Annotated in this window: 13 protein-coding genes, 1 pseudogene and 1 riboswitch; of the genes and pseudogenes, 13 read left to right on the forward strand and 1 reads right to left on the reverse strand. The window is 34.1% G+C overall.

Annotation, left to right across the window (positions count from 1 at the left end; all coding sequences use genetic code 11):
• Window positions 1-8 precede the first annotated feature (8 nt).
• Window positions 9-106: riboswitch (PreQ1 riboswitch) on the forward strand.
• The 12 genes and pseudogenes from QM877_RS01520 (at window position 107) to QM877_RS01575 (ending at window position 12,521) form a co-directional block, all read left to right on the forward strand.
• Window positions 107-616, forward strand: coding sequence for a QueT transporter family protein (locus tag QM877_RS01520; protein ID WP_045763277.1), 510 nt, complete (start codon window positions 107-109; stop codon window positions 614-616).
• A 116-nt stretch (window positions 617-732) separates the two neighbouring features.
• Window positions 733-1,149 (forward strand): hypothetical protein, encoded by a 417-nt coding sequence (locus QM877_RS01525; protein WP_414317352.1) that lies wholly within the window; start codon window positions 733-735, stop codon window positions 1,147-1,149.
• 25 nt (window positions 1,150-1,174) lie between these two features.
• Complete coding sequence (locus tag QM877_RS01530; protein WP_414317353.1) at window positions 1,175-1,822, forward strand: hypothetical protein; 648 nt, start codon at window positions 1,175-1,177, stop codon at window positions 1,820-1,822.
• Window positions 1,823-1,893: 71 nt separating this feature from the next.
• On the forward strand, window positions 1,894-2,691 hold the full coding sequence (locus QM877_RS01535; RefSeq protein ID WP_075230563.1) for a formate/nitrite transporter family protein: 798 nt from the start codon (window positions 1,894-1,896) through the stop codon (window positions 2,689-2,691).
• A gap of 389 nt (window positions 2,692-3,080) precedes the next feature.
• Entirely contained in the window at window positions 3,081-3,878 is a 798-nt protein-coding gene (locus QM877_RS01540) for a formate/nitrite transporter family protein (RefSeq protein WP_414273638.1), read from the forward strand.
• A gap of 80 nt (window positions 3,879-3,958) precedes the next feature.
• The gene (locus QM877_RS01545) at window positions 3,959-5,233 is read left to right on the forward strand and encodes a DUF2130 domain-containing protein (RefSeq protein ID WP_414317354.1); all 1,275 of its coding nucleotides are present in this window, start codon (window positions 3,959-3,961) and stop codon (window positions 5,231-5,233) included.
• Window positions 5,234-5,244: 11 nt separating this feature from the next.
• Window positions 5,245-8,442 (forward strand): hypothetical protein, encoded by a 3,198-nt coding sequence (locus tag QM877_RS01550; RefSeq protein WP_414317355.1) that lies wholly within the window; start codon window positions 5,245-5,247, stop codon window positions 8,440-8,442.
• 5 nt (window positions 8,443-8,447) lie between these two features.
• Window positions 8,448-8,528, forward strand: a pseudogene (locus tag QM877_RS01555) (DUF2130 domain-containing protein); the annotation flags it as partial.
• Window positions 8,529-8,541: 13 nt separating this feature from the next.
• Window positions 8,542-9,420, forward strand: coding sequence for a tRNA pseudouridine(55) synthase TruB (truB, locus tag QM877_RS01560; RefSeq protein WP_414317356.1), 879 nt, complete (start codon window positions 8,542-8,544; stop codon window positions 9,418-9,420).
• 176 nt (window positions 9,421-9,596) lie between these two features.
• Window positions 9,597-10,088, forward strand: coding sequence for a DUF536 domain-containing protein (locus tag QM877_RS01565; protein ID WP_049504976.1), 492 nt, complete (start codon window positions 9,597-9,599; stop codon window positions 10,086-10,088).
• 70 nt (window positions 10,089-10,158) lie between these two features.
• On the forward strand, window positions 10,159-10,749 hold the full coding sequence (locus QM877_RS01570) for a 3'-5' exonuclease (RefSeq protein WP_414317357.1): 591 nt from the start codon (window positions 10,159-10,161) through the stop codon (window positions 10,747-10,749).
• An 8-nt stretch (window positions 10,750-10,757) separates the two neighbouring features.
• A complete protein-coding gene (locus QM877_RS01575; protein WP_414317358.1) occupies window positions 10,758-12,521 on the forward strand; it encodes a glycerophosphoryl diester phosphodiesterase membrane domain-containing protein in 1,764 nt (587 codons plus the stop codon).
• A 46-nt stretch (window positions 12,522-12,567) separates the two neighbouring features.
• Here QM877_RS01575 and QM877_RS01580 read toward each other — a convergent pair whose 3' ends face one another.
• On the reverse strand, window positions 12,568-12,867 hold the full coding sequence (locus tag QM877_RS01580) for a YbaB/EbfC family nucleoid-associated protein (RefSeq protein WP_000981533.1): 300 nt from the start codon (window positions 12,865-12,867) through the stop codon (window positions 12,568-12,570).
• Between the two features lie 182 nt (window positions 12,868-13,049).
• Here QM877_RS01580 and efeO point away from each other — a divergent pair, with 182 nt between their 5' ends.
• Window positions 13,050-13,922, forward strand: a complete 873-nt coding sequence (gene efeO / locus QM877_RS01585; protein WP_248034315.1) for an iron uptake system protein EfeO — start codon at window positions 13,050-13,052, stop codon at window positions 13,920-13,922.
• Window positions 13,923-13,926 lie beyond the last annotated feature (4 nt).

Below are 13,926 nucleotides of genomic sequence, written 5' to 3' on the forward strand. Positions count from 1 at the left end.
GATATAAATGTGCTATACTTGAAAGGTTGACTTGTTCAACCCTTGGTGCTTAGCTTCTTTCACCAAGCATATTATACGCGGGTTAATCGCTAAAGGAGAATAATAGATGAAAAAACTTACTGTCCGTGATTTGGCAGATATTGCCATTGTCGCAGCAATTTATGTGGTTTTGACAATCACACCACCCCTTAATGCTATCAGTTACGGTGCTTATCAGTTCCGTATTTCTGAAATGATGAATTTTCTTGCTTTTTACAATCCTAAGTACATTATCGGTGTTACTCTTGGCTGTATGATTGCTAATTTCTTCAGTTTTGGAATCATCGATGTTGCGGTTGGTGGAGGATCAACTCTTGTCTTCCTAAGTTTAGGCGTATGGTTGTTTAGCAAATATAAAAAAGACTATCTTTTTAATGGATTGATTCGTAAAGATCATTTCTTCTTTTCAATTCTTTTTTCGATTTCAATGATCACCATTGCTGCTGAATTGAACATCGTAGCAGAAGCACCTTTCTTCTTAACTTGGTTTACAACTGCTATCGGAGAATTCGCTTCCTTGATTGTTGGTGCTATTCTTATCGGAAAAATCGGGAAACGACTTGATTTGACCAGATAAAGATATCACATCAAATATTATTAAAAAGGGCTGAACTTTGTTCAGTCTTTTTCCTTGTCCATCAACCTAGAAGCTCAACAAAAGTGGTATAATAAGGTAGAAAAAGCGGTTTAATTATGATAGATTATTTTTTGATTGGGATAAAATCGATGATGAAAAGCTCGGTTTTGACTTTTGCTATTTACTTTATTTCCTTCCTTCTTTTACTGATTCTATGGCGTCGTTATGTCATTGTGCGTCAAAGTGGTGGAAACTTTTTTGCCCCGTTTCATATTTCTAAGGGAAGATTTTATATCCATAATGCTTATGTTTTTAGAAAGCGCATTATACCACTGAATAATATTAAAAAGATTGAGGTCGATTTTATTCCAAGTGTTAAATTGAATGGTGCTAGATATTTTTTGTGTATTGAACAAAAGAGCGGAAAAGCTCTAGCCTATTTCTTTGGCCAATCAAAAGAGAATGATAAGCTTGTCAGAAATCTAAAAAATGAGACGAAAAAGTATCATATTAAAGTTATCATCAATTGGTAGGACTTTAGTCTAAGGATAGGTGAAAATGGAAAAACTAGAAGCAATCAGAGACAATAATCATTTAAGAAACTTGCTATTGGCAGAGTGTGATATTTATTTTTATGATGAAATAAGAGAAGTACAATTTTCTTATAACAATGAGGAATATTCTTTAGCTTGTCATGCATTTGCCCAGGACGGTAGCGGAGAAGAATATGTAATTCTTGAAGATCAGAGTATCTGCTTTATAGGGAGTGAAGGCCAAGTTGGTCGGGTAGCAGAAAGCCTTAATGACTTACTTGCCTTCTTACTTCATGCTGGATCTATCTCAGATTTTTCCTGTCGTTTGCTCTATCAAAACAAGCATTTGCTGGCACAATTCTGTAAAGGATTTATCGACAATGCACGAGAAAACTACCAGTCAAAAGGTGAAGATTGGGATAAAGTGAGAACTGGACTTGCACAAGAGTTGAAACTTGAATTTCTACCAGAGAAACTGCAAGTGTTGGCTTTCAATTTTTATCAATCAGCAACAAGGCTCCCTCTATTCACTTGTAAATATGGTCATGGTGAGTATGAATATATTTGCGATTCTGTTTTATCAGATATTGTCGACTTGTGTGTTTCAGAGCTGCTGGGGGCGACTGCAGAAGAAATTGAAGCTTTTGCTAGCGCTAAAAATATTCAAGTGTAAAAAGTAAAATTTAATTTTCACTTAAATTATTTTATGTTATAATGTTGATGATTATATTTTAAGGAGTTTATATGAGTTCTTCAGAATTTATTTCAAAGATTGATTATTATTGCCATAAGAAAGAGAGTCTATTTGACCAAAGCAAGTTTAAATATGCCATTCGCTCGATGTTTGCAGGTGCTTTCTTAACCTTTAGTACGGCCGCTGGGGCTATAGGTGCTGATCTACTCAATAGCATCGTTCCAAGTGCTGGCTATTTTCTTTTTCCCTTTGTATTTGCTTGGGGACTGGTTTACATTGTATTTTTAAATGCTGAATTGGTCACATCAAACATGATGTATCTGACAGCTGGAACATTCTTGAAGAAGATTGATTGGAAAAAAGCCTTTGTCATTTTGCTCTATTGTGCCTTTTTCAACTTAGTTGGTGCTCTGTTAGCAGGTTGGTGCTTTGCTAATTCATCGGCTTTTTCACACCTGACACACGACAGTTATCTTCCAAAGATTGTAGCTAAGAAGTTGGCACGACCTAGTGAGTTGGTCTTGTTGGAAGGGATTTTGGCAAATATGTTCGTAAATATTGCTATTTTATCTTCTATTTTAGTTAAGGATAGCAGTGCTAAGCTATGGATTATCTTATCAGCTATTTCTATGTTTGTTTTCTTATCTAACGAGCATATTGCAGCCAACTTTTCATCCTTTAGCATTATTAAATTCAGCATTGTTTCTGACCAAATTGCTAACTTTGATATTCCTAATATCCTACGTCATTGGAGTGTTACCTTCATTGCTAACTTGATTGGTGGAGGATTCTTGATAGGCTTACCATACGCTTATCTTAATAAAAATGAAGAGACTTATGTTGATTAGTACAAGCTTTTGAAAATAAAATGAATATTAATAATAGAGGAGGTCGGGACTAAAAATCCAGACCTCGATTTTTTTGGCCAAATAACCTTTTGATAAAAACGTTATTTTCTCTGTCTATAAATTCAAACATATTATTAGTTCATGGACTTTAGCTGAAAACTAAAGAGGCTTTTTTGTAAATTCAATATAGATTAAAGTGAAAACACATATTAAATATATAGAATAGAGAGTTTGAAAATAAAGGGTTGAAAACATTAAAGATACTGATACAAAGCAAATGGAAACGATTGCTACAAGTGATAAAAATATTGTAAATAGAATTAAGAAAGCCTTTCCATAATTTCGATTTTATGTTATAATATTCACAAATAAAAGTTTTAGGAGTTTATATGGTTTCTTCAGAATTTATCTCAAAAATTGAATTTGCTTGTAAGAAAAAGGAAAGTCTTTACAGTCAAAGTAAATTCAAGTATGCTATCCGTTCAATGTTTGCTGGTGCATTCTTAACATTTAGTACAGCAGCTGGTGCAGTTGGAGCTGACTTGATTAATAAGCTTGCTCCTGGTAGTGGACGTTTCCTCTTCCCATTTGTTTTCGCTTGGGGATTGGCTTACATTGTCTTCTTGAATGCTGAGTTAGTAACATCTAACATGATGTTCTTGACAGCTGGTAGCTTTTTGAAAAAGATTAGCTGGAGAAAAACTGCTGAAATCCTTCTATACTGTACACTCTTTAATTTGATCGGTGCTCTTATAGCAGGTTGGGGATTCGCCCATTCAGCAGCTTATGCAAACCTTACCCATGATAGCTTTATTTCTGGAGTTGTGGAAATGAAGTTGGGCCGTTCAAATGAACTTATCTTGCTTGAAGCTATCTTGGCTAATGTCTTTGTAAATATCGCGATTCTTTCATTCGTTTTAGTTAAGGATGGTGGAGCAAAACTTTGGTTGGTTCTTTCAGCCATTTACATGTTTGTATTCTTAACAAACGAGCACATCGCCGCAAACTTTGCTTCATTTGCGATTGTGAAGTTCAGTGTTGCTGCTGATTCAATCGCAAATTTCGGTATTGGAAATATTCTTCGTCACTGGGGTGTAACCTTCATCGGTAACTTTATCGGTGGTGGTCTACTCATGGGATTACCTTATGCCTTCTTAAATAAAAACGAAGATACATATGTAGATTAAAAGTTGGATTCATTCCAACTTTTTCTTTTTGTTTATCCATGCTATAATGAAAGTAGAATAGATAAATTTAGAGGAATAACATGAACGAGATTAAATGTCCCAATTGTGGCGAAGTATTTACAGTCAATGAAAGTCAATATGCAGAACTACTTTCTCAAGTTCGCACTGCAGAGTTTGATAAGGAATTGCATGAGCGAATCAAACAAGAATTGACATTGGTGGAACAAAAAGCCTTAAATGAACAACAGGCAAAACTAGCTCAAAAAGATCAAGAAATAGCCCAGCTTCAAAGTCAAATTAACAACTTTGATACAGAAAAAGAATTGGCTAAGAAAGAAGTGGAGCAAAGTGCAAGTCAAAGCTTGCTAGAGAAAGAAAAAGAAGTTCAAGCACTTGAGAACCAGTTGCTTACCTTGCGTTTGGAGCATGAGAACCAACTTCAAAAAACATTATCTGACTTAGAGAAAGAAAGAGATCAGGTAAAAAATCAGCTCCTTTTACAAGAAAAAGAAAATGAGTTGTCTCTAGCTTCTGTTAAACAAAACTACGAAGCCCAACTCAAGGCAGCTAGTGAGCAGGTTGAATTTTACAAGAATTTCAAGGCACAACAATCAACCAAGGCAATCGGTGAAAGTTTGGAACATTATGCTGAGAGTGAGTTCAACAAGGTTCGTAGCTTTGCCTTTCCAAATGCCTACTTTGCGAAGGACAATAAGGTTTCAGCACGTGGTTCTAAGGGCGATTTTATCTTCCGTGATTTTGATGAAAATGGACTAGAATTCATTTCCATCATGTTTGAGATGAAAAATGAAGCAGACGGGACAGAGAAGAAGCATAAGAATGCGGATTTTTACAAGGAATTGGACAAGGATCGTCGTGAGAAGAACTGTGAGTATGCAGTTTTGGTAACTATGCTTGAGGCTGACAATGATTACTTCAATACTGGGATTGTCGATGTCAGCCACGAGTATGAGAAGATGTATGTCATTCGTCCTCAATTCTTTATTCAGTTGATTGGTCTCTTGCGCAATGCTGCCCTTAATTCCCTTAAATATAAGCAGGAACTCGCTTTTATCAGGGAACAAAATATAGATATTACTCGTTTTGAGGAAGACTTGGATGCCTTCAAGGTTGCCTTTGCAAAGAATTACAATTCAGCTTCTGTCAACTTCAGCAAGGCCATCGATGAGATTGATAAAGCCATTAAGCGGATGGAAGAGGTCAAGAAATTCCTGACAACATCAGAAAACCAACTCCGACTGGCTAATAACAAGCTGGATGATGTTTCGGTTAAAAAATTGACTCGCAAAAATCCAACCATGAAGGCTAAGTTTGATGCTTTGAATGGGGGATGAGGAAATAAGATATGAAAGATGACATTAATTATGGAAATTTGACAGATGATGTAACCGAGGCTATAAAAAATTTTAACTTAGTAATTTTTATTGGCGCAGGAGTTTCAATTGCTCAAGGTTATCCCAATTGGAACAATTATATTGAACATCTTATCAAGTATTGGCAAGGACAAGTTTTATCTGAAAGTAGTGAAAAAAGTCTTGGGAGAGAGCATCATATAGTTTTTGATTTAATTAGCAAATCTAGTATTAGTAATAAACGTAAAGTAGATCTAGTAAACTATGAATTAAAAAAAATTTTTGGTGATGATTTTGAAAAGCGAAGACTAGATTTTGAAAAAGGATATTTCAAAAATCTACTACCATATTCAGTAGTTAATCAAACTATAGAATCATTAGCGAGTTTAAATGCAATATTTATCACTTCTAACTACGACTATGAAATTGAAAATCATATTAAACGTTTAAAGAATTCGGTAGTTACTATAAATGATCTTAATGAATTTGTCACGAACAAAGATGGAAAGTTACAATTTGGTGACGTTCTACATATCCATGGGACACCAGATTGTGATGTCAATTATTTTGTGAGCTCATCAGCAGATTATTCAAAAACATATTTAAAAAATAGGGATAATTTTGAAAATCTAGTAACATGGTTTAAAGTGACAAAACCTACTGTTTTATTTATCGGAGCAGGTCTTGAAGAAGATGAAATTTTATCTTTGCTTTGTAAAGATAGTAAGAACTATGCATTGATGAAGTCAGAGAATACAGGTAATCAAAAGGCTGATGAACATTATAGAGATCTTGTTGAGGAATTTTTTAGTTCTGAAAATCATACTCAGATTATATGGTACGGCGATAAATTTGAGGATTTACCAGGTTTTGTAAAAAAATTAGTTGATGATATTAAGAAAAACTTGGGCACACATGATTTATATAATAATTGGAATAATCTTTTGAATCCTTCGTTACTTCAAGAAGAGTATAATAAAAATTTAGATAGTATTTCTAATGATTTTAAGTATCTATCATCTGTTTTAGATAAGGTTATTGAAAATGATAATGATCAACTAGATCAGCTAATGTTAACGGCTCTGCTTCAGGGTAATACTCTAAAAGTAGTTAAAAAAAGTTTTGTTCTTCCATTCTGGAAGTTTATTGTTAAGAATATTGAAAAATTAAGTGATAATGACTGGGAAGTAATTTACAAAATAATTTCTAAAGGTTATCAAAATTACTTTATTGATGATGTATTCTTTGTCTATAATTATGCGAAAGATAAAAAAATTTCAAGCTTTACAAATAATAAGCTAAATGAACTGAGAAAAATTATATCGCGAGATGAAGATATCGTTAACTCTAGCTTTAATAAAGATAGAACTCTTTTGGGGTATTGGCTAGTAAGTACTTTTGAACAGCAAAATCGTGATTTATATTTAGAGGAAGATAGTGATATAGAAGTTGATCTAAATACTGAATGTGTTAACAAACTAACATCCATACTAAATAAATCAGAATTTTCAAGGTATAATTATTATCCAATAAACTATCAACTAGAAGAGTATGGTAATATTGAATTTATCTATAAGCTAATGAAGTCCAGAAGACTATTTATTGAAGAGAAAGAGTTTTTGGAAAGTGCCTCAGAAGATCTATTAAGTATTAAACTAATTCAAAAATTGCTTGTTCAATTGGATAACGAAACTAATTTAGATTTAGAATTTATAAGGAGGTTAATAGATAAAATTGATTTTTCTGATATTCACTTTGGAGAAGAATTAAACACTTTTATCAAAGAACACAGAAGTATTATTAAAGAAAAAAATATTGAAACACCAGAAAAGCCTTATAGAAATTGGATTTCTTCAATAGAAGGAGGTTTTGTTTCAGAGTTTTCCTTTTTAACTCAAGAAAATCTTGTAGAGTACGATGAATCTAAACTATTAGAGATATTAATCAACGCAGAGAAGGAACAAAGAGGTTCTTCGTTTTTAGAAGAAAAAACGATAGATGAAACGGAGAATTTCCTGATTACTGTTTTAAAAGAATCAAATGAAATTTCTAAAAAGGTTTCTAATTTATTGAAAGATCATATAGCTGACTTATATCCAAAATATAAGAGATTATATGTGAAAATTATCAGTTCTCCTGAAATAGAAGAAAATTTAAGAAATATTGTAAGAGAAGAATATTTAAAAAAATCTAACAAAGAAAGTTTTGACTCTAACGATCGAGAATTTTTTGAATATCATATAAAACAACAAAATATGGATAAAGATATTTTTAAAAAATTACTTACAATCAATGTAAATAAACTTTTAATTTTAAGGGATGATAATGAACAGCTAGATATGTTTCACTATATAAATAGTGAAATGGGATCATATTTGCAATGTTTGATATCATTGTTTAACCAGTACCCAAAATATACACCTCAAATTATTCAGAAAATAGATTCTGTAGATGATTTTGCGTATAAAGAGCTTGCTCAAGGAATTTTATTATACGTATATGATTGGAGAGTAATTAATATAACCTATCATACATTTTTAGGATTCTGCTATTCTCATTCGATATTTAATACAGAAATTGTAAATATATTTAAGGATGTTGTTAAAAATATTTTAAAAGAAAAAATCAAAGACAATCAAATTCTTGACCGAGTCTATATAGTTGCTTTAGATAGTGTAGATCCAACTATTGATTCATTTTCTTTATCAAAGAATAACTATGGTCAAATGATAAACATCATTTTTACTGAAGACTATGAATTTAGATATTCTAAACAATGGTTGCGAGAATTATTCCAACATTCTTCAAGAGTGAACTATTTAGAAACAATTTCAAACTTATTCCATAGAGAAGACCTTAAAAAGGACAAACTATATCTATTTATCAAAGAACTTGATAAAATTATCGGAAATTATAGTTTTAAATTGTCTCTACATAGAATTAAATATAATCTAAATCGAGAAAAAAATGGATATTTTGATTTGATTAGAGACTTTTTCTTAGTGTTGCTTAAACATGATAAGTTAGAAAACGATATCTTCTATTTTGAAACAGTAAAGGATATTCTTCCTCAATTGTCTTCAAAAGAAAGATTAGATGTATTACGAGAAATTCAAAGACAGAGCAATTGTACTCCTCCAGAGATTGAAAAAGTGCAAAGAATTATAGAAAATTTGAGTTTGCAAGAGTGAAATAAAAGCTGGAAGACGTTTCAGTCAAAAAACTAACTAGGAAAAATCCAACCATGAGAACCAAGTTTGAAGCATTGAAAGGATAATAGAAAGCAACACATGAACGGTATTATCAATTTAAAAAAAGAATCGGGAATGACCTCGCATGATGCAGTTTTTAAGCTGCGAAAGATTTTGGGAACCAAGAAGATTGGTCACGGTGGGACGCTAGACCCTGATGTTGTGGGCGTTTTACCCATTGCTGTAGGGAAGGCGACTCGCATGGTGGAGTTTATGCAGGACGAAGGTAAGATTTACGAGGGTGAAATTACTCTGGGCTATTCTACAACAACCGAAGATGCTAGTGGGGAAGTCGTTGCAGAGACACCCGTTTTGTCCCCCTTGGATGAAAAGCTTGTCGATGAAGCCATTGCTAGTCTGACTGGGCCGATCACACAAGTTCCTCCTATGTACTCTGCTGTCAAGGTTAATGGTCGCAAACTCTATGAGTATGCGCGTGCTGGTCAAGAAGTAGAGCGTCCAGAACGTCAGGTGACGATTTATAGTTTCGAAAGAACCAGTTCCATTTCCTATGAAAATAATCTGGCTCGATTTACCTTCCGTGTAAAATGTAGTAAGGGAACCTATATCCGTACCTTATCGGTTGATTTAGGAGAAAAACTTGACTATGCTGCTCATATGTCTTATTTAACACGAACAAGTGCAGCTGGGTTACAGTTAGATGATGCTTTAACCTTGAGTGAAATTGAGGAAAAAGTACAAGCTGGTGAATTAGACTTTCTTCATCCCTTGGAGATTGGGACAGGTGACTTAGTTAAGGTTTATTTGACCCCAGAACAGGCAGAAGAAGTGCGTTTTGGTCGCTTTATTGAATTGGAACAAACTGAGAAGGAATTGGCTGGTTTTGAAGGTGATAAGTTATTAGCCATTTTAGAGAAACGGGATACTCTTTATAAACCAAGAAAGGTTTTCAATTGATTAGAGCTGGTGGTAAAATTGCAAACGGATGTTTAGTTTAAAAAAGCTGAAAGACAGTTCAGTTTAGACTAGAAAAAGTTATGAAAAAGAGTTGGAAATACGGTGATATTTGACAGTTTTGCTTGCTTATGATAATATTTAAATAAAGAAAAGCTAGAAAACTTTCAGAGGATATTATGAGTATTGAGATGACTGTTAGTGAGATTGCTGAGGTCTTGGGCTTGTCCCGCCAAGCAATCAATAACCGTGTCAAGGAATTACCTGAAGAAGATACGACTAAAAATGATAAAGGAGTCACTGTGGTAACTCGCAGTGGCTTGATTAAGCTTGAAGAAATCTACAAAAAAACTATTTTTGAAGATGAACCTGTTAGTGATGATGTGAAGCAACGTGAATTAATGGAGATTCTTGTTGATGAAAAGAACGCTGAAATCATTCGTCTTTATGAGCAGTTAAAGGCTAAAGACAAACAGTTAGCTGAAAAAGATGAACAGATGCGTGTCAAAGACCGTCAAATCGCAGAAAAAGATAAGCAATTGGATCAACAACAACAGTTAACCCTACAAGCCATGAAGGACCAAGAAACCCTTCAGTTGGAGTTGGATCAGGCTAAGCAAGAAGTACAAGCAACGAAGAAAGGCTTCTTTGCTCGCTTATTTGGAGGATAAGAAAAAACTGCTTGGTTTCTAGGTATAACCAAGTGGTTTCTTTTTACACATATAGTAAGGAATGGATAAGATGGAAAAATTAAGAGATTACATTTCATTTGATTTGGAATTTAACAAACATCAAGACAAAACCCACTTGATTCAGGTATCTGCAGTCCGTTTTAAAGATGGTGAAGAAGTAGGAGCATTTGACTCATATGTTCATACTGATGTACCATTGAAAAGTTTTATAAACGGCTTAACGGGTATCACGTCTGAAACCTTGAAAGATGCACCGATGGTGGAGGAAGTTCTTAAGAATTTTCAAGACTTTGTTGGTGAATTACCCCTTGTTGGATACAATGCAGCCAAGAGTGATTTACCAATCTTACTAGAGTATGGATTAGATTATAGTAGTCAATATCTAGTCGATCTCTATGATGAGTCTTTTGAGCGACGGAGTTCGGATCTTCACGGCATTGCAAATCTAAAGTTACAGACTGTTGCTGAATTTTTAGGATTCAAGGGGCAGTCTCATAATAGTTTAGAGGATGCACGAATGACTGCGCGTGTTTATGAAGCTTTTCTAGAATCTGATGAAAGCAGAGTTTTACTGGACTCCAAGAGTAGCCTGAACTCTAATCCTTTTGGTGGACTAGATTTGTCACAGTTTTTTGATTAGGAGGTTTTATGAAACCTGAAAAACCTAAAAAATTGGGTTTTAAAAAGATTTACTTAAATCTGGATAAAATCCTATTTCTATTTTTTCTAATCTTCATGCTGGTAGACTATATTTGGTTGCCACTGAACTCATTGATAGCAGGCTTTTTACTCAGTCAGACGGGCTATTTGTTTATTTCCTATAATAATGTTTTTGAAATTTTAAAACATGCGCCTTTAGTCAGCCTTGGTTTTTTAATCTTAATAGCCATTAACCTTTTAGTAGCCTATTTTCAACTTAGTCTCCTCTTCATTGGGGCTCGACACCTTCTCTATCATGAGAAACGAACCTTGATTGAGTATAGTCGCAAGGTCTTTCGTGAAAGTATAGCCTTCATGAAACGTCTGACTCTTTCCAAGGCCTTGTTTATCTTCGTTTATATTGCTATGATTTTTCCTTTTATCAGGAAGATCTTAAAGATTTATTATTTTAATAAAATCGTAATCCCAGAGTTTATTCAGACCTACATGGAAGATAAATACTGGATGTGGTGGCTAGGTATTATCATCTTGTCAATCCTCTTCTTCTACGTTTCTGTTAAGTTGGTATTTGTTCTTCCAAAAATCTTTTATGATAAGATGACAGTCAAGGAAGCTGTGCTCTATAGTCTTGAAAAAACTAGAAATCAATTCTGGTTTTATGCTTGGCATCTCTTTCTCATTGTTGTCAAAACAAATCTTTTCTTTTACTTACCCTTAATTCCTCTATTGATGATCCAGTCTTTAGCAGATGGTCTCACACACAGAGAATCCTTGATTCTAGCTATTTCAAACTATATTTTGATTAAAAATATCCACTATATGTCTTTAACCTACTTCTTGGTTAAGTTTACCTCCTTTTTAACTGGAGAGGAGTTGGATATTATGCCAAGACGGAAAAAGAACCATATTATGAGATGGGGTGTAATGGGGTGCGCAAGTATCTTCTTTGCGATTGAAGGCTATATTTATCTCGAAGCACCCGTAGTCAATCCTCCACTTGTCATCTCTCACAGAGGAGTTTCCAATGGGAATGGTGTCCAAAATACAGTTGAATCTTTAGAGAAAACAGCTCAGTTAAAACCAGATTTAGTTGAGATGGATGTGCAAGAAACAAAGGATGGTCAGTTTGTCATGATGCATGATGCTAACCTAAAAAGTTTAGCGGGATTAAATGTAACACCGCAAGACTTAACTTTAGATGAGTTGAAGCAATTAGATATTTATGAAAATGGTTATCAGACTAAAATATCCAGCTTTGATGATTATATAAATCGTGCCAATGACCTTCATCAGAAATTGCTGATCGAAATTAAAACGAGTCGAAAAGATAGTGCTCAAATGATGGATCATTTTCTAGATCAATATGGGGCAAAGATCAAAGTCTATGGGCATCAGATGCAATCTTTGGATTATCATGTTATTGAAAAAGTAACTCAGTATGATAAGGAAATTCCGGTCTATTTCATTCTGCCCTACAATTCCGTTTTTCCAAGAACGAATGCTACAGGTTATACCATGGAATATTCTACCTTAGATGAATATTTTGTAACCAAGCTTTGGAATACAAAACAAAAACTCTATGTATGGACAATCAATAGTTCGGAATCCTTTGATAAGTCCCTACGTTTGGGAGTTGATGGTATGATAACAGATGATCTAGAAAGAATTAAAGAAGAGCTTGAAACCGCTCAGGAAGATCCTGAATATACGGACTTGCTTCTCAAGAAAGCAGCAGAAATATTTACTTTCTAGGTAAGACAAAAGAGGCTGAATTGAACATCGGCCTCTTTTTATGCTATTAGAATGGTAATTTACCAGCAAAAGCACCTAGTTTCTTTTTAGTTGCTTCATCAATTTGTTCAAGAGCAGCATTGACTGCTTGAACAGTCATATCTGAAAGAGTTTCAATATCTTCTGGGTCAACAACCGCTGGATTGAAATCAATTTTTGTAACTTTCTTGTCTCCTGTTAGTGTGGCAGTTACAAGGTTTTGGGCAGAAGTTCCAACAAATTCTGTAGCAGCAAGTTCAGCTTGACTTTGCTCCATTTGTTTTTGAAGTTTTTGAGCTTGACGCATCATGTTTTGCATATTCATCATGGTGGTATATAGCTTCCTTTTCTTTTATTTTCCCTATTATTTTAACAATTTTAACTAGAAAAGTCTATTCTAATTTTAAAGGAGCGAACATTAAATTTTCTGACAATTTATTAAATAATTAGAAAAACTATGATATAATAAATTTTAAAAATGGGATTTCCATGATTTAATAGGAGCGTTATATGAAAAAACTTGGTTTTATCCTTTTATCTTCGGCTTTATTATTAACGGCTTGTGCGGCACAGACTGAAAAACAGACCTCGACAAGTAATTCCTCTCAGGTTACAAAATTATCAGAAGATAACCAAAAATTATTGGATAAGGCAACTAGTGACTACAAAACCTTTGTAGAAGAACAGATTGATAAACTTTTAACAGATACAGAAGGTTTTGTTAAACTTTTGAAGGATGGTAAGCTAGAAGAAGCTAAGAAGGCATACCCTTTAATCCGTATGTCCTATGAACGTTCAGAGCCGATTGCAGAGAGCTTCGGAGAATCTGATGTGAAGATTGATTTTCGATTAGCAGACTACTTAGATGAAAACAAGACTGAAGAAGGTTGGTCTGGTTTCCACCGTATCGAGCGCATTCTTTGGGAGGAAAACACAACCAAAGGAACTGAGTCTTATGGTGACCAACTGGTAAATGACATCAAGGAATTAAAGGCTAAGATTGCGACTGTAGATGTTGATTACAAGATTATGCTAACTGGCGCTGTTGACCTTCTTAATGAAGTAGCGACAAGTAAGATTACTGGTGAAGAGGAGATTTATTCTCATACAGATTTGTATGATTTCCGTGCCAATATCCAAGGTGCTGAGAAGATTTTCCAGCTATTTAAACCCTTGCTTGAAAAATCAGATGCAGCTCTGGTTAAAGAGTTAGAAGAAGATTTCAAATCTGTCAATAGTTTGTTAGACAAACACATGACGGACAAGGAACACTATAAGCTCTATACAGACTTAACGAAAGAGGATACCAAGGAATTGTCTGAAGCAGTCACAAAACTTGGTGAACCATTATCACAAATGGGTAAATTTCTTGGTGGAGAATAAGTAA

This window comes from Streptococcus infantis, from assembly GCF_047463655.1.
In the GTDB taxonomy this organism is placed as follows: Bacteria; Bacillota; Bacilli; order Lactobacillales; family Streptococcaceae; genus Streptococcus; species Streptococcus infantis_Z.